This window comes from Rhizobium acaciae, from assembly GCF_025941625.1.
In the GTDB taxonomy this organism is placed as follows: domain Bacteria; phylum Pseudomonadota; class Alphaproteobacteria; order Rhizobiales; family Rhizobiaceae; genus Rhizobium; species Rhizobium acaciae.
In genome coordinates, this window is record NZ_JAPCZO010000012.1 from 50,204 (window position 1) to 72,749 (window position 22,546).

A 22,546-nucleotide genomic window follows, 5' to 3' on the forward strand; every position below is an offset into this window, starting at 1 on the left:
AAGATAGCATGACAAACGACAGGAGAAAGCCGATCCGCTGGGGCATGGTCGGCGGCGGCAAGGGCAGCCAGATCGGCTATATTCATCGCTCGGCAGCGCATCGCGACGATGTCTTTGCCCTTGCGGCGGGCGCCTTCGATATCGATCCGGAACGCGGCCGCGCCTACGGCGTCGATCTCGGGCTCGACGAAGCCAGGAGCTACCGGGACTATGCGGCGATGTTTGCGGCTGAAGCCGGGCGGGCCGACGGCATCGAGGCCGTGTCGATCGCAACACCCAACAACACCCATTTCGCGATCTGCAAGGCAGCGCTCGAACATGATCTGCATGTGATCTGCGAAAAGCCGCTCTGCTTCACGACCGCCGAAGCCGAGGAGCTGAAGGCGCTTTCGAAGGCGCGCAGCCGTATCGTCGGCGTGACCTATGGTTATGCCGGCCATCAGATGATCGAGCAGGCGCGCGCGATGGTCAGGAATGGCGATCTCGGCGAAATCCGCATCGTCAACCTGCAATTCGCCCATGGTTTCCATAGTGCTGCGGTGGAGGAGCAGAACCCCGCGACGCGGTGGCGCGTCGATCCGAAATTCGCAGGTCCCAGCTATGTCCTCGGCGATGTCGGGACCCACCCGCTTTATATCGCCAAGGTCATCCTGCCGCATCTGAAGATCAGGCGGCTGCTCTGCACCCGCCAGAGCTTCGTCAAAAGCCGCGCGCCGCTCGAAGACAATGCGGTGACCCTGATGGAATATGATAATGGCGCGATCGCCACCATCTGGTCGAGCGCCGTCAATGCCGGCTCCATGCATGGCCAGAAGATCCGCATAGTCGGCTCGAAGGCCAGCATCGAATGGTGGGACGAGCGGCCGAACCAACTCTCCTACGAGATCCAGGGCGAACCGGCCCGCATTCTCGAGCGTGGCATGGACTATCTCTATCCCGAGGCCAGGATCGACGACCGGATCGGCGGCGGTCACCCGGAAGGTCTCTTCGAAGCCTGGGCGAACCTCTATCGCCGCTTCGGCTTTGCCATCAACAGAGAGCGCGGCCTCGCTCCTGCGGGGATCGAAGAGCTCGTCTTTCCCGATGTCGATGCCGGACTGGAAGGTGTGCGCTGGGTGGAAAACTGCGTACGGTCCGCCGACGCCGGCGGGGTCTGGCTGGACTATCGCTAAAGCATGTCGCGCAAAAGTGTGCCGCGGTTTTGCGACAACGGCATGCGTAAAAAGAAAGAGCTAAAGCGCGACGAGCGAATCCGAAAGATCGCGACGCGCTTTAGGTCGTGAACTGCGGTGCGGCGCTGTGCTCAGATAAGCGGGTCGCCATCTTCCGCCGCCTGCGGCGCGCGGCGAGGCGTGCTGTCGTTGGCGGCTTTCTTGGGCCCCTCGGCGGCTGCCTCAGGAACTTTCTTGACGCTTTCGCCGCCGGCGTCTTCTGCGGCTGGCTTCGGGTCGCTCTTTTTCACGAAACGGATCATGGGTCATTTCCTGCTTCAACAGTGGGAGCGCTCCGCACATATATCGGAGCGCTCTGGAAAAACGGTGTCAGACGGCAAGCGCTGTGGCGCAGCCTTGAACACTTCGGCTATCGGCTGAAGTCTGGCCGGGCATAGTCGCCCAACCGCCGGCCTCAACGAACTGACGCTGCTTGTAGCCTTCGGTAATCGCCTTGAACTCGATCAATTTAGCGCTCGCATCCGGCGCCGCCTTGAATCGCTCGACGCAAATGGCCGACGCCAGTTCTCCGCGTGCGGTGTCGCCGGCAGCGGCTGCCGCTTTGCTTGATGTGCCGCCTGTGACCCAACCTCCCCAGCTGAAGCCGATGATCATCGTGGCGATCGCCGTGACGACGCAGGCCCAGGCGAGAAGCGTCTTGGACGGCTGGTAACTGTCGAAACGCTGGGTAATCGATGTCTTGCTGCTGCTCTGTACGGACATTGGAATTCTCCCTGTCTGTTATTCGGGTTGTGCCGTCCGGCGACGCCGGACCGGGTCAAGCTGGCCTCAGTATCCCATAGCGCCCATGCCGCCATTTCCGGCAGCAGGCGCAGAATCTTTCGCGGGAATGTCGGCGATCATCACCTCGGCGGTGATCAGCAGCGCCGCGATCGAACCGGCGTCCTGCAGAGCGGTGCGCACGACCTTGGCAGGATCGACGATGCCGGCCTCGATCATATCGACATAGGTCTCCGTCTGTGCGTCGAAGCCCTGATTGTGATCATTGCTGTCGGCGAGTTTGCCGACGACGATGGAGCCTTCGAACCCGGCATTGTCGGCGATCTGCCGGATCGGGGCTTCGAGCGCCCTGAGCACGATCGAGATGCCCGCCGTCACGTCGGCGTTCTCCCCGGTCAGGCCCATGAGCGCCGACTTGGCGCGCAACAGTGCCACGCCGCCGCCGGGCACGATGCCCTCTTCGACCGCCGCACGGGTGGCGTTCAGCGCGTCGTCGATGCGGTCCTTCTTTTCCTTGACCTCCGTCTCGGTCGCGCCGCCGACGCGGATGACCGCAACGCCGCCGGCGAGTTTCGCCAGGCGTTCCTGCAGTTTTTCCTTGTCGTAATCGGAGGTGGTGTCTTCGATCTGCGCCTTGATCTGCTGGATGCGCGCCTGGATGGCCGCTTTGTCGCCGGAGCCGTCGATGATCGTGGTGCTTTCCTTGTCGATCAGCACGCGTTTGGCGTGGCCGAGCATATCGAGCGTGACGTTCTCGAGCTTGATGCCGAGATCCTCGGAAATCATCTGGCCGGCGGTCAGCACGGCAATGTCTTCGAGCATCGCCTTGCGGCGATCGCCGAAGCCCGGCGCCTTGACGGCTGCGACCTTCAGGCCGCCGCGCAGCTTGTTGACGACAAGCGTCGCCAGCGCCTCGCCTTCGACGTCCTCCGAGATGAGGAGCAGCGGTTTGCCGGTCTGTACGACGGCTTCCAGGATCGGCAGCAGCGCCTGCAGGCTGCCGAGTTTCTTCTCGTGAACGAGGATATAGGGCTCCTCCAGTTCCACACGCATCTTCTCGGCATTGGTGACGAAATAGGGCGAGAGATATCCACGATCGAACTGCATGCCCTCGACGACATCGAGTTCGGTCTCGGCGGTTCGCGCCTCTTCGACTGTTATGACGCCCTCATTGCCGACTTTGTCCATCGCCCTGGCGATCATCTCCCCGATGGTGGCGTCGCCATTGGCGGCAATGGTGCCGACCTGGGCGATCTCGCCTGACGATTTGACCTTCATCGCCCGCGCCTTGATTTCCTTGACGACGGCGATAACGCCGAGATCGATGCCGCGCCTCAGATCCATCGGGTTCATGCCGGCAGCGACGAACTTTGCGCCTTCGCGGAAGATGGAGGCGGCAAGCACCGTTGCCGTCGTCGTGCCGTCGCCGGCAAGATCATTTGTCTTCGAAGCCACCTCGCGCACCATTTGCGCGCCCATGTTTTCGAACTTGTCTTCGAGCTCGATCTCCTTGGCGACGCTGACGCCGTCCTTGGTAATGCGCGGTGCACCATAGGCCTTGTCGATGACGACGTTGCGACCTTTCGGGCCAAGCGTCACCTTGACGGCATTGTTGAGCAATTCGACGCCGCGCAGCAGGCGGTCGCGCGCGTCGGTGGAGAACCTGATTTCCTTGGCAGACATGATATTTCTTCCCAGTTCGGTCTTGAGTTGCGGGTCACAAATTCGACCCTCGGGCGGCTTTGCCGGCAGCCGCTTCGGTCTTTTCGACGATGCCCATGATGTCGGTCTCCTTCATGATCAGAAGGGTTTCGCCATCGATCGTGACCTCGGTCCCCGACCATTTTCCAAACAGAATGAGATCGCCGACCTCGACATCGAGCGGGACGAGATTACCGCCTTTGTCGCGCAGGCCCGGGCCGACTGCGACCACTTCGCCTTGCTGCGGCTTCTCCTTGACGGTGTCTGGAATGATGATCCCGCCCTTGGATTTGACATCGCCTTCCGCACGCCGAATGACGACGCGGTCGTGAAGTGAACGGAATTTCATAGAGGTCTTTCTGCTGCCGGCGCGTAGGGCGGCTGCAATTCATAAATAGCACCCGTGGCACTCGATTGATAGGAGTGCCAAGAAATATTGTTCACGCAGGGAATTTCTTTAAAAATTCAGGAAATCAATTTGAGCGGATATTTTGTAATAATCGGGAAATGAATAGAATTTTTACGCCATCGCGCTCAATTTTATTTAACGTATCGTCGAGTTAATTTAGCGTTTTTCATAGATAAATCCGAATTATCTTGATTTAAACTCAATCGAGGCGCAATGATAGGCCTCGTCGATTTGGCCGACTTGGCTTCGCGGTGTCAGAGATCTACGACCCGCCATCACCACTGAATTTTCGATAGCAATCTATGACGTCGTTCCGGCGTCGATTTCGCCTATTCCGATCCGGAATGAGCTTGGCGCTGACCGCGGATGTACCGGCAGCCTCGAGTTCGTCCGGGTCGGATCTCAACGATACAGGAAACGCATCGGTGTCTTCCTGCGGAGGCCTCAGCCGTGACCAGTCGCACCACACAAACCGTCGTCCGCTTTTCATCCCCATTCCGCCTGCCCGGTTTCGACGGGGCGCAGCCAGCCGGAGAATACCGCGTCGATTATGACGAGGAATTGATCGATAGCGTTTCCAGGCTTGCCTGGCTAAGGGTCGGCGCCTTCATCCACCTGCCGGCGATCGCCGCGCAGAGTTCGACGCAGCAGATGATGCCTATCCACCTGTCAGATCTCGAAACCGCGCTGGAAAAGGACCACAAACCGTCATGACCGCTACGCGCATCCCGCAACGCAATGGACGCTCGATCAGGCGCGAGGCAGCAACTCATATCTTCAAAGTGGGGCAGACTGTCCGAGTGAAGGACGGGTTCCTGGTTGTTCCCTCCAAGCTCCCCGACACATACCGTATTACCGCCACGCTGCCTCTCAGGGGAAATATGCTGCAATACCGCATCCGCAGTGACGATGAACGTCATGAGCGGGTCGCGACGGAAGACAGCCTGGAACTGGTAAACCTATCGCCCGCCGGCAGCGGCGCAACACTGATCGAGAGGACGTTTGGCCATGGCCACGGCCCGAATGACGAAAGGTTGACATCGTGAACAGCCATGAAGACGAAGCCGAACGAAGACGGAATGCCTTTGCCGTCCACACATGGGAAGCGCCCGGCCGCTACTCCATGGAGATCGAACACGACCGCCAGATCGAATCCGCCCGTTCGTGGACCGTCTATCGTGCATCTTCAAGCGGTCCCGTGCACGCCGACCATGCCATGATCGGCAAGAGCCGTTCGCAGGCCGGGAAAGACATGATGTCCTTCAATCTCCTCAACATAGGATACCGGAAGGAATGGCTGAGGCTGTCGGGCGCCGCTCGGAGTGCTCGCAAGGTCCCGCCGGTCCAACCATGGCGCTAGCTTTTCTAAACCAAAGCCGTAGCTTCGATGCGGCGAGAAATGCTGTGCGCTTCGTCGGCCATGACGGCATGTTCCAGGTGTTGTTCTTCATCGAGGTTGGCGCGCTGGCGAAATCCGACACGATATTGCAAAGAACCGAGCCTTCGGAAACGAGGTGGCTTTCGGCGTTCGACGCCCTGCGCAACTCCATTCAGGACGTGGCACACAAAGCCTATTCCTACCGCCGCCGCGCCTTCTACACTCTAACTGCGGCGGATTTCCGCTAGGCGGATCCGAACGCGCGGGAACGCTCCATGTTGATCCGTTACGGCTATGAAATCACGCTGACCTGCCCGCAGCCGACCGCATTGGTATGCCTGTTGTCGGTTCATGATGATCGTGCGGCCGACATCAGAATTCCGGAAACGGTCTTCACGACGCCCGATGTTCCCACATCGACTTATCGCGATCTCTTCGGCAACCGCTGCCTTCGGCTGGTTGCCCCGGCGGGCGACCTGACCATATGGGGCGATGCGACGATCGAAGATGACGGCCAGGCGGACAGGTCGCTGCCAGGCGCCAGGGAAGTCCCGGTTTCGGAGTTGCCGGATGATTGCCTCGTCTACCTGATGGGCAGCCGCTATTGCGAGACGGACCGTCTCAGTCAAATTGCATGGGATATGTTCGGCACCGTGTCACCCGGCTGGGGCCGCGTTCAGGCGATCTGCGACTTCGTTCACGGCCATATCCAATTCGACTATATGCAGGCGCGATCGACGCGGACAGCCTTCGAGGCGTTTCACGAACGTGTCGGCGTCTGTCGCGACTTTGCGCATCTCGCGGTGGCGTTGTGCCGGTGCCTCAACATTCCTGCCCGATATATCAATGGTCATCTCGGCGACATCGGTATTCCCGTCGTCGATCCGATGGACTTCAGCGCCTGGATCGAGGTCTTCCTCGACGGTGCATGGCATGCATTCGATCCGCGCAACAACACGCCGCGGATCGGTCGCATCATCGTCGCACGCGGGCGCGATGCCGCCGACATACCGCTCATCAATTCCTTCGGACCGCATGTGCTGAAGGCGTTTCGAGTCTGGACCTATGAGGTGACCAACCTGGAACAGATGCAAAGCGTCGCCGAAGGCGCCGTTTAGAACGAGACCTGGGCGGATGCGGCAATCTCCAGCCTCAGGCTTTGCCGCAGGCTGTAGCTGCCATAGGACCGCCTGTCCGTTCCCGGTTCATAGCAGCCGCCCACAGCAGCGCTGAGACGAACTGCGCCCTCCCCCAAAATCACGTGACAGCGTCGCTCGCCTTGTCTTAACTGAGACATTGCCGGTTCGGGGCCGACTCGCGCCGGAAGCCGGCGTCGATGTCTTCGAGTGGAGGGCCGCTTCAGATGAAAAACCCTGTCATAGGCGCGGCCGGGATGGTCGGCCGCGAGTTGGTGGCTGCGCCGGGCAATTTCGATGCGAGCCGGGCGCAGGCGCTCGGTTTCAGCGCTGAAACATCCTTCGACGAGATCATTCGCGTGCATATCGAGGACGGGCTCGAAGGCCGCCTGCCGGAGCTTTCCTGACATGCTGCTTGGGGCGATTGCCGATGATTTCACCGGCGCCAGCGATCTTGCCAACACGCTTGCGAGAGGCGGCATGTCGACCGTGCAGTTCATCGGCACCGGCCGCGGCAAGACGGATTGCGAGGCCGGCGTCGTCGCGCTGAAGACGCGCTCGGCGCCGGTCGACGATGCGGTGCGCCAGTCGCTGGAGGCGGCGCGCTGGCTGCTCGAGCAGGGATGCGAGCAGATCGTCTTCAAATATTGCTCGACCTTCGATTCGACGCCTTCAGGCAATATCGGGCCGGTGGCCGAAGCGCTGCTGCGCCTCACCGGCACCGGCGTCGCCGTCGTCTGCCCGGCCTTTCCGGCGACCGGCCGGCGGCTTTTCATGGGACATCTCTTCGTCGGCGATCGGCTGCTCAGCGAATCCGGCATGCAGAACCATCCGTTGACGCCGATGACCGATCCCGACATCCGCCGCTGGCTGCGGCAGCAGACGAAGGGCGAGATCGGCAGCATTACGCTCGACGTGGTGCGCTCTGGCGCTGCGGCCTTGCGCAACGGCCTGCGCGCCGAACTCACCGCCGGCCACCGTCTCGTCGTCGTCGACGCCATCGAGGACGCCGACCTGGCGACGATCGCGGCCGCGGTCGCCGACCACAAGCTGGTGACCGGCGGATCGGGCATTGCGCAGGGCCTGCCACAGAATTTCCGCGACCAGGGCAAGCTCTCAGGCGCTGCGACCGAGGTGCCCCTGGTCGACGGTCCCGGTGTCGTGATCTGCGGCTCCTGCTCGACGACCTCGCAGAACCAGGTCGCCTGCCACCTGCAGAACCATCCGGGGCTTGCGATCGATCCGGCGGTGCTGATGCGCGGCTCGATGTCGGTGGAGCGCGCGGCACGCTGGGTGGAGGCGAATGCCGCCGAAAATCCGATCGTCTATTCGACAGCCGCTCCTGAAGTGGTGAGCTTCGTGCAGCAGCGTTTCGGGCGCGAGAACGTGGCTGGAAAAATCGAGACCTTCTTCGGTGGACTGGCGCGGCGGCTCGCCGATGCCGGCATGCGGCAGATCGTCGTCGGCGGCGGAGAAACCTCCGGCGCGGTGGTGGAAGCGCTCGGTCTCAAAAACATGATGATCGGGCCGGAGATCGATCCCGGCGTGCCCGTTCTCGTGGCCGATCGCTCCGGACCGCTCGGGCTTGCGCTGAAGAGCGGCAATTTCGGAGCCCCCGATTTCTTCGCCAAGGCGCTGGACGGGATCGCCGGCCATGAATGAACGCGCAGGCCGCTGACGATGCGCCCGTTCGCTGACTTAGGACGGCGGTTGAAAGATGTTGTCATCGTGCCATCTTGGGGGTGAGAGAGCTCACACCGGGTGATGAGAGAGCTCACACCGAGGATGAGCAGAGAAGGAGTTCGCAGTCCATGTTCGATCATATCTCCATCGGCGTAAAAGACCTGGAAAGAGCCCGTCGTTTCTACGATGCGGCGCTGGCGCCGCTCGGATATGAGCGCCAGTCCAATTCCGACACCACGATCGGTTACGGCCCGGACACGGTCGGGCTCTGGGTGATGCAGGTCGAGCAGCCTGTTGTTGCCGACATGCGATCCGGGCTGCATTTCTGCTTCGTCGCGCCTGATGAGGCGGCGGTCGATGCCTTTCACGCGGCGGCCGTCGCCTCCGGCGGCACGGATAATGGTGAACCAGGTGTGCGGCCGGATTACGGGCGCTTCTATTATGCCGCCTTCATCATCGACCCGGACGGCTACCGCCTCGAAGCGTATTTTCACAAAGGCGAGCTATAACGGACCGTCAGGCAGCGGCTCTCGGAATGGATACGCAGCAGCCGGAAGCTTCGAGCGCTTTATTGGTTACATCGATGAACAGGCGACGGAACCAGCGCGCCCGGCCGTCCGTCTGGTCGACTCGGCGATAAAGCATCGTCACGGGATCGGCCGGCAGCGAAAGCGGCGGCTCGCAAAGCATCAGCCCATGCAACTGCGCCATGCAGCGACCGATCGATTCCGGCACGGTGGCAATGGCAGGCATCGCCTTCAGCACCATCGGCAGAGCGGAAAAGCGCGGGACGGTCGCCACCACCTGTCTCACATCGCCGGTGCGGTTCAGCGCCATGTCGATACCGGTCGAGGTGTTGCCTTCAAACGAGACGGTGACATGCGCGACTTTGGCGAAATCCTTGAGGCTCAACGGCGCCTTCAGCCCGAGCTGAGCTTCATCGTAGATGCAGATCGAGACTTGGTCGAACAGCGGCGCGCGAATGTGCCAGGAGGCGGGATCGTCGTGCATCGCGACGCTGAAATCGAAGACGCCTTCATCCAGCCGGCGTGCGGCATCGCGCTTTTCGGAAGCGATACCGATCAGCCGGGCACCGGGTGAAAGCTTTAGAAGACGGGCGGCAAGCGGGCCGAAGAAGGCCGATTCGAGATTGTCGCACATGCCGATGCGGAACTCGCCCTGCCAGCTGGCCGGATCGAATTCGGCCTGCGGGCGGATGGCACGCTCGATGCCCGAGAGCGCATCCTCGATCGCCGGGGCGATGGAAAGGGCGCGCGGTGTCGGCTGCAGGCCGCGGCCGACACGCACGAATAATTCGTCGTCCAGCGCCTCGCGCAGGCGCCGCAAGGCGGCGGACAGGCCCGGCTGGCCGAGCAGCAGCCGCTCGGCGGCTCGGCTGACATTGCGCTCCTGCATCAGCACCGAAAAGGCCAACAGGAGATTGAGATCGATCTTGCGAAGAGTGGTATCATTCATCATCGTCAGTAATACCTGGCATGGCTACTATCAATTTGCAATAGGAAAGGAAGCTGTACATTTTCTCGTTCCCTGCCGCCCGGCAACCTCCCCGATGAGGCGGCAGCAAAGAAGGAACGATTTCGATGACTCTTTCCAAATCGCGAAGCGGGGCGGGGCTGGCATTGCTGCTGCTCTGCACCGCCAATTTCCTCGACGCCATGGACGTCTCCACCATCGGCGTTGCGCTTCCCGCCATCCAGGCCGAACTCGGCATGGAGGCGACATCGCTGCAATGGGCCGTCAGCGCCTATGTGCTCGGCTATGGCGGCTTCCTGCTGCTCGGCGGCCGGGTCGCCGACGTCTTCGGCCATCGCCGCGTCTTCCTCTGGTCGCTGGCGATCTTTGCCGCCGCCAGCATCGCCGGCGGCTTCGTCGATAGCGGGCCGACGCTGATCGCCGCCCGCTTGATCAAGGGCATTGCCGCCGCCTTCACCGCGCCTGCCGCCCTTGCGCTGCTGCTCTCCGTCTTCGGCGAGGGAACCGCACGGGCAAAGGCGCTCGGGGTCTTCGCCTCGACCGGCGCCACCGGCTTCGTGCTCGGCATGGTGCTCGGCGGTGCCGCGACGATCTTCAGCTGGCGGGCGACGCTTGTCATGGGCGCGCCCGTCGCCATCCTGACGCTCCTTCTTGCGCCGCTGGCGCTGCCGGCCGACCCGAAAAGGACGGGACCGCGGCCGAGCTTCGACTGGGCCGGTGCGCTGACGATCACCCCCGGGCTGCTGCTCTTCGTCTTCGGCATCACCAATGCTGCGGCCGCCGGCTGGCAGGCTTTTGCGACCTGGGGTTCGCTCGTCGCGTCGCTGGTGCTGATCCTGCTCTTCCTCGTGGTCGAAGCGCGCCATGCCGATCCGATGGTGCCGCTCGGCATGTTCCGCCGGGCCAAGCTCCGGCATGCAAATGCGATCGCCGCCCTCTTCCAGGGCGCCTATGTCGGCTTCCAGTTCCTGGCGACGCTCTATTATCAGAACGTCATCGGCTGGTCGGCCTTCACCACCGGCTTCTGCTTTGCGCTTGGCGGCGTCTTCGTGATGTTCCTGGCGCCACGTTTTGCGACGCTCGCGCAAAATCGCGGCGCCACCGGGCTGATGGCAGCGGGTGTCGGCCTGCAGGCGTTCAGCTATATCTTCTGGGTGACCGCACTCGGACATGTCGACCCGATCCTGCTCGTGCTGTTCTCGCAGATCCCGCTCGGCCTCGGCTACGCCATGACCTACCCCTCGGTGCAGGTCGCGGCCCTTTCCGACGTGGAGGACGACAAGTCGGGGCTCGCCTCCGGGCTGCTCTTCGCCTCCTTCCAGATCGGCGGCGGCATCGTGCTTGCGGCGGCCTCGGCAGTCTTCGGCGCCGCACCGCATTTCGGCTGGAACCCCTATGTCGCCGGCATCGCTTTCGTGGCGCTGCTTGCGGTGGCGATTACCCTGCTTGCAGCCACCGGGCCGCGGACATCGGCCGCCCGGAGACCCAGCTACCAGGCGGCGGAATGACCTCCATCGGCCCGCACCCTGACCGGTGCGGGCTGCTCATGAACCGGAGCGACAGCTGCAAAGAATCCCGTTGCGTTGCCTGGGTGAAAGGCGCATGGTCGCAACTTCGGCAGCCAGTGTAAGGGCGCTGCCGACTGAGGGTTTTTATACCCTTGCCCCGATGAAAGGAGGACCGATGTCTTCCACTTTCGAAAAGTCGCATCTGACTTCGTCCGATCTCGACATGCTGCAAGGCGTGCTCGACGACGCCGGCTACGACGCCAAAATCCTGATCGGTAACGAACGTGTCTTTAACGTCGCCGCCATGCTGTTGATCAGGCTGTTCGAAGAGGGCGTCACCTCGCCGGCCATGCTCTCACAAGCGCTCGAACACCATTTCGGCAAGCTGAAAACGCCGCCGAAACCGGTAACCCCCGTCTTTAACCGATATGCGATACAGGGATTGCCCCGCGAAAGACGCGCCGCCGTCTAGAGCATGATGCCGAAAAGTGTGAGCGGTTTTCGGACGACATCATGCTCTCACTGATTTCTAGCGGCAAGCGAGCCGCCCGGCTCCGAAGGAATATTGTGCGAAAAGCCCTCTTGCTTTGTATCTGCGTCGCAGCGGCCGGTTATTTCGGATGGGTACAATTCGGGGCTTACCAACAACGCGAGCAGGCTAGAGATCTTGCCGACATCGACAGGGAGCGCCGGGTGGCGCTCCTGGAAATCGATGGCTGCCGGGCGAAAGTGGATCTGCTTCTGTCGATGACAGACCGTCTGCTCAAGGCCGGCGGCATGCTGGTACCGCTCGATATCGGACGGGACATAGAACTCTGTTTGGCCCGCGGCATCATGTCTGCATCAGGCCGTGCGGAGATGGAAAGAACGAAGCTGATCCGCCTGTTTCCCGTGAATGACTAAGCGCGTCGGAAGATTTATCCCTCGCGCTTTAGCCCTATTGTTTCGCATGCTGTTATCGCAAAACCGCTGCCCAGTTTTGCGCGGCACGTTTTATCCCCTGTGGAAATATGGCTTTCCTGCGGCGGTGGCCTTAATGGCACCTCAATTTTACTCTATAAGGAGGGCTCGCTGATTTGGCCGATGCGGCATTTGCGGTGACCGGATTTCCGGCCCCGCCATTTTCCCGATCGCGAAAGCATGGTGACGTCCCGTCTCAACGTCGGGTTTGGCTTTCGGTGACCTCTCCGGTCATCCGCCTCCAGACTGCGATGCGGTTTCAGCAGGCATCATTTTCATTCCATCCCTGCGGCCCGGTGTTGTCGGGTTGCCCCTCATGACGATCCCGCGATCTCCGATCGCGACCGACAAGCGGGGCGAATACCACGCAGGCTGCGGCTTTCAATTTCGATCTAAAGGGAGATTTTATCGATGGCAAAAGGACAAGTAAGAAGCAATCGCGAGGTCCGGAAGCCGAAGAAGGACAAGCAGGCAGCGAAGGTGGAAAGCACATTCGCCAATCAGATGAAGACGGCGACCAAAACCGCCCCGCAGGGCAGTGCTCCAAAGAAATAGAACCTCTTATCGAGCCCCCGCTCCGCCCCGTGCGCATAACAGCGCAAGTGATAGCGCGTCTTGTCGAACGCGCCGCGCTCCGGCGTGACACCATCACCCATTGACATGTTTTCAGAAAAACAGGAATTGCTGTAACCATGACCACTCTTCATACGATGTACCACTTCGACTATCCGCTCTTCCTCATTCGTTCGGCCGTGGTGATTGCACTCGGCTTTTCGGCGATCGCCGCCTTTCACGGCGTCACTCTGTGATCGAATCTACGCGCCGCAGCGAGTGCGAGGAAATCCAAGTGGCCCCTATGGGTGAGCCCGACGACAACCCGGAGCGATCCGAAAACCCGGAGCGATCCGCGGAGCAAGCGGCGCTTTTCGCTGAAAAGCGCTGGCTGAAGATCCTTGCCGGATATCGCCAGCCGCGGGCCGGACGCAGCGCCTTCGAGCTTGCCGTCACCGTCGTCCCCTTCGCGCTGTTCTGGGCTGCAGCATGGGCAGCGGTTCATTACAGCTTCTGGCCCGGCCTGATCCTCGTCCTTCCCGCCGCCGCTTTCCTGCTCCGGCTGTTCATGATCCAGCATGATTGCGGCCACGGCTCGTTTTTCGCTCGTCGCCGCGTCGACGACTGGGTTGGACGCACGATCGGCATCCTGACGCTGACGCCTTACGACTATTGGCGCCGGGCGCATGCGGAACACCACGCCTCGGCCGGGAACCTGGACGAACGCGGCGTTGGCGACATCGAAACGCTGACGATCGCCGAATATAACGCGCTGTCGCACTGGGGCCGGCTCGGCTACCGGCTCTACCGGCACCCGATCGTGATGTTCGGGATCGGACCGGCATGGCTGTTCCTCTTCAAGCAGCGCCTGCCTTTCGGCATGATGCGCTCCGGCGCCCTGCCCTGGATCTCGACCATGGCGACCAACCTTGCCATCGCAGTGGTCGCCGCGCTGCTGATCTGGGCGGTCGGGATCGTCCCCTTTTTACTGGTGCATCTGCCGACCGTACTTCTCGCAGGTGCTGCCGGCGTCTGGTTGTTCTACGTCCAGCATCAATTCGAGGAAACACATTGGTCGAAGGAGCCGGACTGGCAGTTCCAGCATGCGGCCCTGCACGGCGCCTCGCATTACGACCTGCCGCCGGTGCTGCGTTGGATCACCGGCAATATCGGCATCCACCACGTACATCATCTGTCGAGCCGGGTGCCGTATTACCGGCTGCCGGAGGTGCTACGAGATCATCCTGAGCTTGCCGATCTGGGCCGCATCACGCTCATGGAAAGCCTGCGTTGCGTCAAGCTGGTGCTGTGGGACGAACAGACGAAACGACTGGTCTCGTTTCGCGAGGCGGCGCGGCTTGCCGCAGCATGATGACGGGGCGTTAGAGCGGTTTAGCTTTCACGGAAGCGCAGAGCCGCTCTGACCTTTTGCCTGCATCCAATTCCAGGGAAAGCCCCTCTTTCCCTGGAATTGTTTAGCGATAACCCGTCACGTCAGCCGGCCTGCCCGGATCCTGCACTTCCACCATGTAGCGCCAGCAATCCGGCCGCGAACCGTCGATATCGTCGAAGCCATAGGTCTTGGCCACTCCGCCGCTCGACAGCGACTGGCCGTTCCAGCGGGCGCGGTCGGCATCGGCAGCGATCGCCGCAACGGCCCGGCCGACGAAGCGCGGGGTTTCGGAAATGGCGAAATGCGGCTGCGCCTTCGTCGCCTCGCGCCAGTTCTCCTCGCCAACACCATAAGCATCCAGCATCATTTCGGAGCGCAGCCAGCCGGGCGTGATGGAAACGGCGGTGGCGCCGTGTTTTTCCAAATCTTGCGCATGCGCCCAGGCCATGCGGGTGACACCCGTTTTGACGAGGTCGTAAAAGGGCGACAGCCGGTAATGGGTGGCATTGTATTCGGCCGTGCCGTCGGTCATCTCCACCAGCAGCCCGCCGGGCCGCTCGATCATCAGCGGCAGAGCGTAATGGGCGGTGATCAGATGCGTCTCGATGCCGAGTTGCAGCATGCGCAGGCCCTTGTCCAGCGAATGCTCCCAGACGGCCTTGTCCCATTCGAACAGCTTCTCGCAGCCCCAGATGTCGTTGACGAGAATATCGAGCCGGCCGGCTTCGCCGCGGATGCGGGCGACCAGCGCCTCGACCTGTTGCTGGACGAGATGGTCCACCTGCACGGCGATACCCTTGCCGCCGGCTGACGTCACCAACTCGGCCGTCTCCTCGATCGTCTCCGGTCGGGCATACTCGGATTGCTGGGCGCGCGTCGTGCGCCCGGTCACATAGACGGTGGCGCCGGCGGCACCAAGTTCCACCGCGATGCCTCGGCCGGCGCCGCGCGTAGCACCCGCCACCAAGGCCACTTTCTCCCGCAAGTTCGCTGTCACTTCTCCATCCTCCACGCTACTGCAAAGTGTTACAGCGTCCTTTGCGCCTCTAAAGAGGCGCGGCGCTGTAGAACGCCTCATGCCGTCATGGAAGCGCCAGGAATTGGCTCTTTGTTTTTACGCAATCCCGGACGGAAAACCGCTTCACACTTTTCCTGGAATTGCTCCAGCTGGCGCTCCTTGTTTATAAACGAATGATCGTTTATATATAACGTGAATGCAAGAGGAATTTCATGCCGCGCCGCCGTACACTGTCCGACGAACAGCTTCTCGCCATGGTGCTGGCGCTGATTCATGCCGAGGGGCCGGATGCAGCGACCTTTGCGGCGGTGGCGAAAGCCAGCGGGCTTTCCGGCTCGACGCTGGTGCAGCGTTTCGCCACGAAAGCGGCGATGCTGCGCGCCGCGCTGCTTTATGCCTGGGACCGGCTGGATGCGGAAACGGCGCGGCTTGCCGAGACCGTCCCGAAAACGCCGGAAGGCGCCGTCGCGCTGCTCGTCGGCCTGTCGCAGGATTACGGCGACAATGCCGCCGCCTATGGCGAGGGACTGCTGGTGCTTCGCGAGGATTTTCGCGATCCGGTGCTGCGCGCCCGAGGGGCGGCCTGGGGAACGGCACTGACGGCGGCGATCGCTCGATGTTTCGGATCGGCGAAGGCGCCGGAAACGATCGCCCGGCTGATGCTGTCGCAATGGCAGGGTTCGCTCATCTGGTGGGGTTTTGGCGCCGAGGGGCCGGTGGCCGCCTATGTGGAGACGGAGCTTCGGCGCTTCCTCGCCGCGGTACCTGTCCACTCAGCCTAGGAGACTGTGAAGATCATCGCCTTGATAAAATAAAGCAAAGCGGCGGTCGCGACGATGGTCGCCAATGTGAGCAGCAGTCCGATCAGGGTGACGAGACCATCCCGCTCCATCAGGGCGACGGCGAGCACCACCAGCGAGAACACCGGCAGAATATTGCCGAAAGGGATCGGCAGCGCGATCACCACGGCGAGCAGGAAGACAGGAATGCCGAGAAGCGCCTGCACCGTCGGGCCGGTGAGGGCCTCCAGCCGACCGGCGCGCACGACCTTCTCCACCCGGGCGATCACCGGGACCGCGTGCCCCACGACGAGATCGAGCGCCGCGGACGAAACCCGGCGATCCCTGACGATGGCGGGCAGCCAGACCTTCCGGCCGCCCGCAACGATCTGGAGGGAAACCAGCGCGAGCGCGGTACCGAAAACCATTCCGAACGGCCCGGGAATCGGGGTCAGCGCCGGGATTGCCAGGAACAGGATGGTGAAGGCGATGCTCGTCGAGCCCATCGCCTCCAGAGCCTCACCGATGGAGAGGCCGCCCTTCACCCGGGCGAGTTCCAGCATCTCCCGGAGCCGCGCGGTGGCCACACCGCGCGGCCGCCGTCTATTTCCGTCTTGATAAGACATCACGCAGTCCATTTTTCAGCTGGCAGCCGTCACGCACCCTCGTCGGCTCCCTTCAGGGCGCCGACGAGGGCTGCGCATTGTGGGTCGCTGCCGTTGAGAAGTTCGGCCGGCGCGGTATGGCCGATCGCTATGCTGACGACTGTGGCCGCCGCCCAGCCGTAGTCGCCGGCGGCGCGCTCTATGAGCTTCGGCCCCTGGGATGTCAGGCAGGCCTGGGACTGGCGGACGATCTCCACGGGAAGCCGGGCGCGCTCAGCCTGTTGCTGTATCTCAGCCTGCAACGGATCGACGACGAGCAGGGCAAAAATCCAGCCGATGAAATTCGAAATCATATCTGTTTCCTTCGTTTGTTAACGTGTTCTGTGTGCAGAGCCCGCTCAGGCGGGCTGCTGCGGATCCCGCGTCTTGAGGAGGCTCCAGACCACGCCGGCAGCGATGATCGCGAAGGTGATGCTGAGCGAGAGCGCGGCGGGGAATTTCTCAAGGCCCAGCAGATCGGCGAGGAAGATCTTCGAGCCGATGAAGATCAGCACGATGGCAAGCGCCGGCTTCAGGTAACGGAAGCGATGAATCATCGCCGCAAGCGCGAAGTAAAGGGCGCGAAGGCCGAGGATCGCGAAGATGTTCGAGGTGTAGACGATGAACGGATCGGTGGTGATCGCGAAGATCGCGGGGACCGAATCCACGGCGAAGATGACGTCGGCCACTTCGACCATCACCAGCGCCATGAAGAGCGGCGTGATGAACCAGGTCACCCTCCCCGTCCTGGGATTTGCCTTTCTGACGAAAAACCGTTCGCCGTGGTGGTCCTCGGTGACGTTGAAGCGGCTGCGCATGAAGCGCACGAGGATGTTCTTCGAGACATCAGGCTCGGCCTCCTTGATGACCAGCATCTTGATGCCTGTGACGACCAGGAAGGCGGCGAAGATATAGAGAAGCCAGGCGAATTCGGCGACCAGCGTCGCGCCAACGCCGATCATGATGGCGCGCAGCAGGATGACGCCGAGAATGCCCCAGAAGAGCACCCGGTGCTGGTAAATGCGCGGCACGGCAAAGAAGGAGAAGATCAGGGCGATGACGAAGACGTTGTCGAGGGCCAGCGTCTTTTCGACGACGAATCCCGTCATATAGGCAAGGCCGGCCTCGGAGCCGAGGTACCACCATACCCAACCACCGAAGGTAAGGCCGAGCGCGATATAGAGAGCGGAAAGCCTGACGCTTTCGCCGACACCGATTTCCTTGTTCTGCTTATGAAGAATACCGAGGTCGAACGATAGAATGGCGATGACGAGGGCGAAAAAGCTCGACCACATCCAGAGCGGCGTTCCCAGCCACTCGACGAACAAAAAAGAGAGATTCAAGGATAGTCCCCTGCGGCACTGGTTGTCGGAGAAGGGTCCGACATCGCAAGAGTGCCGAAGCTCTCGCCAGAGGGGCCCGGACCAGCGGGTCGCACCGCAAGTAGGGTCTCACTTTTCAATAATCAAGCAGCGGCCAGTGCCAATTTTATATGTCGCGCCGGAGATAAGGCGTGCGCTGTGCGAATGCGTCATTCGCACCGCAAGAGAAAGCCTTCGCCAGCCGTCTCACGCGTCCTCATCGTCCTTCTCCTCGCCCACGGTCAGCGGCCAGTCGACGACGTAATCTTCGAGATCGTCGAGATCGATCTCATTTTCGTTGATCGCGCGGCCTCGCGCGGAAATGCCGGCGGCATGGACGGTCTCCGGATCGCCGGAGACGAGCGGGTGCCACCAGTAGAGGTCGCGGCCTTCATTGACCAGCCGGTAGCCGCAGGTGGGCGGCAGCCAGGCGATATCGGGCACATTCTCCTTGGTCAGCTGCACGCAGTCCGGCACGAAATCCCAGCGGTTCTCATAGCTGGAGCAGCGACAGCTTTCGCCATCGAGCAGCTTGCAGCTGACCGAGGTGAAATAGATATCGCCGCTATCCCATTCCTCGATCTTGTTGAGACAACAGAGGCCGCAGCCGTCGCAGAGGCTTTCCCACTCGGCGACGGTCATTTCGGCAAGCGTCTTGCTCTTCCAGAAGGGCAGATCGTTCATCGTTCGTTTCTTGCAACAGCGACCCGCAAATTCGCGTGACCCTGATGCATCTCTCTTGTTATCAGCCGCAAAATCAATCAATCCTTCAGTATACTCCTGGTACTCGGAGAATTCTCTCCCGGTATCGGAGAGCTTTGCGGCCATATGCGGGCCTCGCGCTTTCGTCGGATATGACCGAAGCGCAATCAGGCGGGAATACAGGACGTGCAGGATCCGGACAACCCAGGAAATGGGCCAGGAAATGGGCCAGAAAACGGGCCAGAAAAAAGGCCCGGAAAAGCGGCGAACGAGGCGGCGGAAAAGCGGCCGGCGAAGAGCCGTCACATTCTGCTGCGCATCGATTCCTGGATCGATTCGACCGTCTGGAACGCCGGCTTCCGCGCCGCCGAGATCTGGGAAGACATCACTATTTTCTTCCGCCGCTTCCGCGTGCGCGGCTGGAAGCGCATGGTCTTCGAACTTGCCGGCGAAGGACTGACGCTCGGAGCGGCCGGCTCGGTCTTGATGCTGCTGCTTGCCCAGCCCGCCTTCGAGGCGACCAAGGAAGACTGGCGCAACCGCGGCGATTTCGCCGTCACCTTCACCGACCGCTACGGCAATGTCATCGGCCATCGCGGCGTCATCCACCAGAATTCCGTACCGATCGACGAATTGCCGGATTCGCTGATCAAATCGGTAATCGCCACCGAGGATCGGCGCTTCTTCGACCATTTCGGTATCGATTTCATCGGCCTCTTCCGCGCCATGAGCGAGAATGCGCGCGCCGGCGAAGTCGTCCAGGGCGGCTCGACGCTGACGCAGCAGCTCGCCAAGAACCTGTTCCTGTCGAACGAACGCTCGATCGACCGCAAGGTCACCGAGGCGTTCCTGGCGCTTTGGCTCGAGGCGAACCTTTCCAAGAAGGAAATCCTCTCCACCTATCTCGACCGCGCCTATATGGGCGGCGGCACTTTTGGCGCAGCGGCGGCGGCGCAGTTCTATTTCGGCAAGAACATCACCGATGTGAACCTCGCCGAATCCGCCATGCTTGCCGGCCTGTTCAAGGCGCCGGCGAAATACGCGCCGCATGTCAACCTGCCGGCGGCGCGTGCCCGCGCCAACGAAGTGCTGACCAATCTGGTGCAGAGCGGGCTGATGACCGAGGGCCAGGTGATCGCCGCCAGGCGCAATCCGGCCACCGTCGTCGACCGCAACGAGGTGGAATCGCCCGATTTCTTCCTCGACTGGGCTTTCGACGAGGTGCAGCGGCTGTCGTCGCGCTTCCACCAGCATTCGCTGATCGTGCGCACGACGATCGACATGGGCATTCAGCAGGCGGCGGAGGATTCGGTCGAGACGTCGCTGCGCGAATATGGCGAGGCCTATCACGCCAAGCAGGGCGCGATGGTGATGATCGAAAATGGCGGCGCCGTGCGCGCCATGGTCGGCGGCCGGGATTACGGCGAGAGCCAGTTCAACCGCGCCAGCAGGGCGCTGCGCCAGCCAGGCTCGTCCTTCAAGGTCTACACCTATGCGGTGGCGATGGAGAGCGGCATGACGCCGCAGACGACGATCGTCGATGCGCCGATCTACTGGGGCAACTGGAGCCCGCACAATTACGCAAACCGCTATGCCGGCCGCATCACGCTTGAGACCGCGATCGCCCAGTCGATCAACACCGTGCCGGTGCGGCTCGCCAAGGAAAAACTCGGTATTCAGCCGATCCGGGCGATGGCGAAGAACCTCGGCGTCGAAACGCCGATCCGTGACGACGTCACCATCCCGATCGGTACCTCCGAGGTGACGGTGCTCGACCAGGCGACGGCCTATGCCACCTTCCCGGCCGGCGGCTATCAGTCGCGCCGCCACGGCATCACCCAGATCCTCGATTACGACGGCGACGTGCTCTACGATTTCGACCGTGACGAACCGGCGCCGAAACGCGTGCTGTCCGAACAGGCCGACGCCTATATGAACCAGATGCTGTCGCGCGTTCCCTATGTCGGCACGGCGCGTAAGGCGGCCCTCGACAATGGCATTCTGACGGCCGGCAAGACCGGCACGACCCAGGCCTATCGCGACGCCTGGTTCGTCGGCTTCACCGGCAACTACACCTGCGCCGTCTGGTTCGGCAATGACGACTACACCTCGACCAACGAGATGACCGGCGGTTCGCTGCCGGCGATGACCTTCAAGCGCGCCATGGACTACGCCCATCAGGGTGTGACGCTGCGCGCCATCCCCGGCGTCGAAAACCCCCTGCCCTCGGAAAAGGACCTCGCCAAGACCGCCGCCGCCAAGCCGCAGGACGGATTGCCGCAGCTCATCCGGCCGCGCATGCTCTCGGTTCAATCGACTGGCATCCTCAAGAAGCTCGGCGAAAAGCTGAAGGATGCCGCCCCGCTCGCGCCGGCGAAGGTGGCGAGCGCGGAGTAGTTGGCCCAGGAGATTGCCGGACTGCCCCTCATCCGGCTGCCGCCACCAGCCGGGGTCGAGCCACAGGTCTCGACCCGTCCTTCGGACCCCCGTAAACGGGGCGAAGGGACCATGTCGCCACCTCTCCGTTCCCCGCACACCTCTCGTAGGGCACGTCCCCTCGCCCCGTTTACGGGGAGAGGGTTAGGGTGAGGGGCAGCCATTCGCGCAAACCGGACAGCCCTGTTGCCGCACTTTGCATAACGTGGATCAATCGGTCTCTATGTCACGGCTCGGCATTCCACCCTGCCAGAATCAGTGGTAACCCTTTCATCCGATATGGTTTCCAAGGTCATAACGTGTTTCGATTCCCCCTCTTTATCGCGATCACGCTGATCGTCGCCTTCGGCGGCGGGATCATGATTTCGCTTTATGCGCTGGATGCGACACAGGGTTTCGGGGCGATCAAGCTCGGCGCCTGGGAGGCGTTTCCGGCGTTGCAGACAGTCGAGGCCGATCCTTACGCCAAGTCGCATCGGGCGCGCGCCGGCAAGCTGCTCTATGGCAGCGCCGAGGGCCTGACCTTCACGGCGAGCGTCGACGACGAGGGCGCGCGGCTGAATGCCGGCTGCCGCTACCGCATCAGCGGGCAGACGCCGCCTGCCCGGCTCTGGACCCTCTTTACCGCCGACAATGGCGGCAATCCGGCAGCGGTGAAGACCGGGCATCCCTCAGCGCTCAATTCCTGGACGGTGCTGCGCAATCAAGACAGCAGTTTCTCGGTTGAGATCTCCGCCGTCGCGCAACCGGGCAACTGGCTGGCCTTGCCGGAGGCCGGCACCTTCCGGCTGGTGCTGACGCTGTTCGACACACCGACAGCCGGCAGTTCCGGCGTGATCGACCTCGCCATGCCGAAGCTCACCAAGACCGGATGCGGCAATGCTTAGGATATTCTTCGCCGTCCTGACCGGTCTTTTCGGCGCAGCCCTGCTGCATCTCGTCATCATCCTGTCGCTGCCGCATTTCACCGGAAGGGATGCGGCGACCCGCGTGGAGGCGGAGGGCGACCTCAATAATTTCTACCTGCTCGGCGACCAGTATGACGAGGCCGGCCTTGCCAATGGCGACCCCTTCCTGCGCACCGCCGTCTGCTCCTTCGACGTCGAGGATGCGCCGGTACATTTCACCGCCAAGGGCAATGTGCCCTTCTGGTCGATCGCGATCTACGACAGCGCCTCCAACGAGGTCTTCAGCATGAACGACAGAACATCGGTCGGCGGCGCGCTCGATGTGCTGGCCGGCAGTCCGATCCAGCTGACCGACCTGCGCAAGAACTTGCCGCAGGAACTGCAGCAGGCGATCCTGGTGGAAATGGCACGGCCGGACGGCTATGCCGTGCTGCGGACGCTGGCGCCGCAGGCGAGCTTCGATGAGGCTGCGCGCAACTTCCTGACGGAATCCGGCTGCGAGCAATTCTCCGCTCGCTGAGGTTGAAGAGCG

The 22,546-nt window shown here is 62.1% G+C and carries 27 protein-coding genes and 1 pseudogene; 18 read left to right on the forward strand and 10 right to left on the reverse strand.

What is annotated here, in order from left to right; genetic code table 11:
* The first annotated feature begins 8 nt into the window (after nucleotides 1-8).
* A complete protein-coding gene (locus OLZ32_RS19520) occupies nucleotides 9-1,172 on the forward strand; it encodes a Gfo/Idh/MocA family protein (RefSeq protein ID WP_029875273.1) in 1,164 nt (387 codons plus the stop codon).
* Nucleotides 1,173-1,303: 131 nt separating this feature from the next.
* Here OLZ32_RS19520 and OLZ32_RS19525 read toward each other — a convergent pair whose 3' ends face one another.
* The 4 genes from OLZ32_RS19525 to OLZ32_RS19540 form a co-directional block, all read right to left on the reverse strand.
* On the reverse strand, nucleotides 1,304-1,474 hold the full coding sequence (locus tag OLZ32_RS19525) for a hypothetical protein (protein ID WP_172643831.1): 171 nt from the start codon (nucleotides 1,472-1,474) through the stop codon (nucleotides 1,304-1,306).
* Between the two features lie 67 nt (nucleotides 1,475-1,541).
* Nucleotides 1,542-1,934 carry a hypothetical protein gene (locus tag OLZ32_RS19530; protein ID WP_003546705.1) on the reverse strand — a complete coding sequence of 131 codons (393 nt, stop codon included), beginning with the start codon at nucleotides 1,932-1,934 and terminating at the stop codon, nucleotides 1,542-1,544.
* A gap of 66 nt (nucleotides 1,935-2,000) precedes the next feature.
* Nucleotides 2,001-3,635, reverse strand: a complete 1,635-nt coding sequence (gene groL, locus OLZ32_RS19535; protein WP_264422143.1) for a chaperonin GroEL — start codon at nucleotides 3,633-3,635, stop codon at nucleotides 2,001-2,003.
* A 34-nt stretch (nucleotides 3,636-3,669) separates the two neighbouring features.
* Entirely contained in the window at nucleotides 3,670-4,002 is a 333-nt protein-coding gene (locus tag OLZ32_RS19540) for a co-chaperone GroES (RefSeq protein WP_264422145.1), read from the reverse strand.
* 510 nt (nucleotides 4,003-4,512) lie between these two features.
* Here OLZ32_RS19540 and OLZ32_RS19545 point away from each other — a divergent pair.
* The 8 genes and pseudogenes from OLZ32_RS19545 to OLZ32_RS19580 all read left to right on the forward strand — a co-directional run bounded on the left by OLZ32_RS19545 (nucleotide 4,513) and on the right by OLZ32_RS19580 (nucleotide 8,768).
* A complete protein-coding gene (locus OLZ32_RS19545) occupies nucleotides 4,513-4,776 on the forward strand; it encodes a hypothetical protein (protein ID WP_003546697.1) in 264 nt (87 codons plus the stop codon).
* A complete protein-coding gene (locus tag OLZ32_RS19550; protein ID WP_028741524.1) occupies nucleotides 4,773-5,108 on the forward strand; it encodes a hypothetical protein in 336 nt (111 codons plus the stop codon). Before OLZ32_RS19545 ends, OLZ32_RS19550 begins: the two co-directional genes overlap by 4 nt.
* Nucleotides 5,105-5,422, forward strand: coding sequence for a hypothetical protein (locus tag OLZ32_RS19555; protein ID WP_168276546.1), 318 nt, complete (start codon nucleotides 5,105-5,107; stop codon nucleotides 5,420-5,422). Before OLZ32_RS19550 ends, OLZ32_RS19555 begins: the two co-directional genes overlap by 4 nt.
* On the forward strand, nucleotides 5,413-5,688 hold the full coding sequence (locus tag OLZ32_RS19560) for a DUF1488 family protein (protein ID WP_264422365.1): 276 nt from the start codon (nucleotides 5,413-5,415) through the stop codon (nucleotides 5,686-5,688). Before OLZ32_RS19555 ends, OLZ32_RS19560 begins: the two co-directional genes overlap by 10 nt.
* A gap of 27 nt (nucleotides 5,689-5,715) precedes the next feature.
* Nucleotides 5,716-6,558, forward strand: coding sequence for a transglutaminase-like domain-containing protein (locus tag OLZ32_RS19565; protein WP_264422149.1), 843 nt, complete (start codon nucleotides 5,716-5,718; stop codon nucleotides 6,556-6,558).
* Nucleotides 6,559-6,857: 299 nt separating this feature from the next.
* Nucleotides 6,858-6,983, forward strand: a pseudogene (locus OLZ32_RS19570) (D-erythronate dehydrogenase); the annotation flags it as partial.
* A gap of 1 nt (nucleotide 6,984) precedes the next feature.
* Complete coding sequence (otnK, locus tag OLZ32_RS19575) at nucleotides 6,985-8,238, forward strand: 3-oxo-tetronate kinase (RefSeq protein WP_264422151.1); 1,254 nt, start codon at nucleotides 6,985-6,987, stop codon at nucleotides 8,236-8,238.
* A gap of 149 nt (nucleotides 8,239-8,387) precedes the next feature.
* A complete protein-coding gene (locus OLZ32_RS19580) occupies nucleotides 8,388-8,768 on the forward strand; it encodes a VOC family protein (protein WP_264422153.1) in 381 nt (126 codons plus the stop codon).
* A 7-nt stretch (nucleotides 8,769-8,775) separates the two neighbouring features.
* Here the strand turns inward: OLZ32_RS19580 and OLZ32_RS19585 are convergent, their stop codons facing one another.
* On the reverse strand, nucleotides 8,776-9,738 hold the full coding sequence (locus OLZ32_RS19585; RefSeq protein WP_264422155.1) for a LysR family transcriptional regulator: 963 nt from the start codon (nucleotides 9,736-9,738) through the stop codon (nucleotides 8,776-8,778).
* 122 nt (nucleotides 9,739-9,860) lie between these two features.
* On the opposite strand from OLZ32_RS19585, the gene OLZ32_RS19590 reads away from it, so the two are divergent.
* The 5 genes from OLZ32_RS19590 to OLZ32_RS19610 all read left to right on the forward strand — a co-directional run bounded on the left by OLZ32_RS19590 (nucleotide 9,861) and on the right by OLZ32_RS19610 (nucleotide 14,145).
* Nucleotides 9,861-11,261 carry an MFS transporter gene (locus OLZ32_RS19590; protein WP_264422157.1) on the forward strand — a complete coding sequence of 467 codons (1,401 nt, stop codon included), beginning with the start codon at nucleotides 9,861-9,863 and terminating at the stop codon, nucleotides 11,259-11,261.
* 94 nt (nucleotides 11,262-11,355) lie between these two features.
* Nucleotides 11,356-11,733 (forward strand): hypothetical protein, encoded by a 378-nt coding sequence (locus OLZ32_RS19595; protein WP_011651107.1) that lies wholly within the window; start codon nucleotides 11,356-11,358, stop codon nucleotides 11,731-11,733.
* A gap of 95 nt (nucleotides 11,734-11,828) precedes the next feature.
* On the forward strand, nucleotides 11,829-12,164 hold the full coding sequence (locus OLZ32_RS19600; protein ID WP_003546678.1) for a hypothetical protein: 336 nt from the start codon (nucleotides 11,829-11,831) through the stop codon (nucleotides 12,162-12,164).
* Between the two features lie 468 nt (nucleotides 12,165-12,632).
* Nucleotides 12,633-12,776 carry a hypothetical protein gene (locus OLZ32_RS19605; RefSeq protein WP_003546677.1) on the forward strand — a complete coding sequence of 48 codons (144 nt, stop codon included), beginning with the start codon at nucleotides 12,633-12,635 and terminating at the stop codon, nucleotides 12,774-12,776.
* Between the two features lie 301 nt (nucleotides 12,777-13,077).
* Nucleotides 13,078-14,145 (forward strand): fatty acid desaturase, encoded by a 1,068-nt coding sequence (locus tag OLZ32_RS19610; protein WP_264422367.1) that lies wholly within the window; start codon nucleotides 13,078-13,080, stop codon nucleotides 14,143-14,145.
* A 103-nt stretch (nucleotides 14,146-14,248) separates the two neighbouring features.
* Here OLZ32_RS19610 and OLZ32_RS19615 read toward each other — a convergent pair whose 3' ends face one another.
* Nucleotides 14,249-15,163, reverse strand: a complete 915-nt coding sequence (locus tag OLZ32_RS19615; RefSeq protein WP_164054437.1) for an SDR family oxidoreductase — start codon at nucleotides 15,161-15,163, stop codon at nucleotides 14,249-14,251.
* Nucleotides 15,164-15,396: 233 nt separating this feature from the next.
* Here OLZ32_RS19615 and OLZ32_RS19620 point away from each other — a divergent pair, with 233 nt between their 5' ends.
* Nucleotides 15,397-15,966, forward strand: coding sequence for a TetR family transcriptional regulator (locus OLZ32_RS19620; protein WP_264422162.1), 570 nt, complete (start codon nucleotides 15,397-15,399; stop codon nucleotides 15,964-15,966).
* On the opposite strand, the gene OLZ32_RS19625 is transcribed toward OLZ32_RS19620, so the two are convergent.
* The 4 genes from OLZ32_RS19625 to OLZ32_RS19640 all read right to left on the reverse strand — a co-directional run bounded on the left by OLZ32_RS19625 (nucleotide 15,963) and on the right by OLZ32_RS19640 (nucleotide 18,652).
* Complete coding sequence (locus tag OLZ32_RS19625; RefSeq protein ID WP_264422164.1) at nucleotides 15,963-16,589, reverse strand: exopolysaccharide biosynthesis protein; 627 nt, start codon at nucleotides 16,587-16,589, stop codon at nucleotides 15,963-15,965. The two genes, OLZ32_RS19620 and OLZ32_RS19625, sit on opposite strands and share 4 nt — an antisense overlap.
* A gap of 29 nt (nucleotides 16,590-16,618) precedes the next feature.
* On the reverse strand, nucleotides 16,619-16,921 hold the full coding sequence (locus tag OLZ32_RS19630) for a hypothetical protein (protein ID WP_264422166.1): 303 nt from the start codon (nucleotides 16,919-16,921) through the stop codon (nucleotides 16,619-16,621).
* A 45-nt stretch (nucleotides 16,922-16,966) separates the two neighbouring features.
* Nucleotides 16,967-17,950 carry a TerC family protein gene (locus tag OLZ32_RS19635; RefSeq protein ID WP_264422168.1) on the reverse strand — a complete coding sequence of 328 codons (984 nt, stop codon included), beginning with the start codon at nucleotides 17,948-17,950 and terminating at the stop codon, nucleotides 16,967-16,969.
* A gap of 225 nt (nucleotides 17,951-18,175) precedes the next feature.
* Nucleotides 18,176-18,652: a YcgN family cysteine cluster protein gene (locus OLZ32_RS19640; protein ID WP_012756671.1), complete on the reverse strand. Its 477-nt coding sequence runs from the start codon at nucleotides 18,650-18,652 to the stop codon at nucleotides 18,176-18,178.
* A gap of 204 nt (nucleotides 18,653-18,856) precedes the next feature.
* Here OLZ32_RS19640 and OLZ32_RS19645 point away from each other — a divergent pair, with 204 nt between their 5' ends.
* The 3 genes from OLZ32_RS19645 to OLZ32_RS19655 all read left to right on the forward strand — a co-directional run bounded on the left by OLZ32_RS19645 (nucleotide 18,857) and on the right by OLZ32_RS19655 (nucleotide 22,534).
* The gene (locus OLZ32_RS19645; protein ID WP_164046097.1) at nucleotides 18,857-21,067 is read left to right on the forward strand and encodes a transglycosylase domain-containing protein; all 2,211 of its coding nucleotides are present in this window, start codon (nucleotides 18,857-18,859) and stop codon (nucleotides 21,065-21,067) included.
* 338 nt (nucleotides 21,068-21,405) lie between these two features.
* Entirely contained in the window at nucleotides 21,406-21,993 is a 588-nt protein-coding gene (locus OLZ32_RS19650) for a DUF1214 domain-containing protein (protein ID WP_029875289.1), read from the forward strand.
* Nucleotides 21,986-22,534, forward strand: coding sequence for a DUF1254 domain-containing protein (locus OLZ32_RS19655; RefSeq protein WP_003546658.1), 549 nt, complete (start codon nucleotides 21,986-21,988; stop codon nucleotides 22,532-22,534). The genes OLZ32_RS19650 and OLZ32_RS19655 overlap by 8 nt, the downstream gene beginning before the upstream one ends.
* Nucleotides 22,535-22,546: the final 12 nt, after the last annotated feature.

Coding starts and splice junctions, on each gene's coding strand:
- OLZ32_RS19520 (WP_029875273.1), top strand. CDS start 9: ATGACAAACGACAGGAGAAAGCCGATCCGCTGGGGCATGGTCGGCGGC.
- OLZ32_RS19525 (WP_172643831.1), bottom strand. CDS start 1,474: ATGATCCGTTTCGTGAAAAAGAGCGACCCGAAGCCAGCCGCAGAAGAC.
- OLZ32_RS19530 (WP_003546705.1), bottom strand. CDS start 1,934: ATGTCCGTACAGAGCAGCAGCAAGACATCGATTACCCAGCGTTTCGAC.
- groL (WP_264422143.1), bottom strand. CDS start 3,635: ATGTCTGCCAAGGAAATCAGGTTCTCCACCGACGCGCGCGACCGCCTG.
- OLZ32_RS19540 (WP_264422145.1), bottom strand. CDS start 4,002: ATGAAATTCCGTTCACTTCACGACCGCGTCGTCATTCGGCGTGCGGAA.
- OLZ32_RS19550 (WP_028741524.1), top strand. CDS start 4,773: ATGACCGCTACGCGCATCCCGCAACGCAATGGACGCTCGATCAGGCGC.
- OLZ32_RS19560 (WP_264422365.1), top strand. CDS start 5,413: ATGGCGCTAGCTTTTCTAAACCAAAGCCGTAGCTTCGATGCGGCGAGA.
- OLZ32_RS19565 (WP_264422149.1), top strand. CDS start 5,716: ATGTTGATCCGTTACGGCTATGAAATCACGCTGACCTGCCCGCAGCCG.
- otnK (WP_264422151.1), top strand. CDS start 6,985: ATGCTGCTTGGGGCGATTGCCGATGATTTCACCGGCGCCAGCGATCTT.
- OLZ32_RS19580 (WP_264422153.1), top strand. CDS start 8,388: ATGTTCGATCATATCTCCATCGGCGTAAAAGACCTGGAAAGAGCCCGT.
- OLZ32_RS19585 (WP_264422155.1), bottom strand. CDS start 9,738: ATGATGAATGATACCACTCTTCGCAAGATCGATCTCAATCTCCTGTTG.
- OLZ32_RS19590 (WP_264422157.1), top strand. CDS start 9,861: ATGACTCTTTCCAAATCGCGAAGCGGGGCGGGGCTGGCATTGCTGCTG.
- OLZ32_RS19595 (WP_011651107.1), top strand. CDS start 11,356: ATGGTCGCAACTTCGGCAGCCAGTGTAAGGGCGCTGCCGACTGAGGGT.
- OLZ32_RS19605 (WP_003546677.1), top strand. CDS start 12,633: ATGGCAAAAGGACAAGTAAGAAGCAATCGCGAGGTCCGGAAGCCGAAG.
- OLZ32_RS19610 (WP_264422367.1), top strand. CDS start 13,078: ATGGGTGAGCCCGACGACAACCCGGAGCGATCCGAAAACCCGGAGCGA.
- OLZ32_RS19620 (WP_264422162.1), top strand. CDS start 15,397: ATGCCGCGCCGCCGTACACTGTCCGACGAACAGCTTCTCGCCATGGTG.
- OLZ32_RS19625 (WP_264422164.1), bottom strand. CDS start 16,589: ATGTCTTATCAAGACGGAAATAGACGGCGGCCGCGCGGTGTGGCCACC.
- OLZ32_RS19630 (WP_264422166.1), bottom strand. CDS start 16,921: ATGATTTCGAATTTCATCGGCTGGATTTTTGCCCTGCTCGTCGTCGAT.
- OLZ32_RS19640 (WP_012756671.1), bottom strand. CDS start 18,652: ATGAACGATCTGCCCTTCTGGAAGAGCAAGACGCTTGCCGAAATGACC.
- OLZ32_RS19655 (WP_003546658.1), top strand. CDS start 21,986: ATGCTTAGGATATTCTTCGCCGTCCTGACCGGTCTTTTCGGCGCAGCC.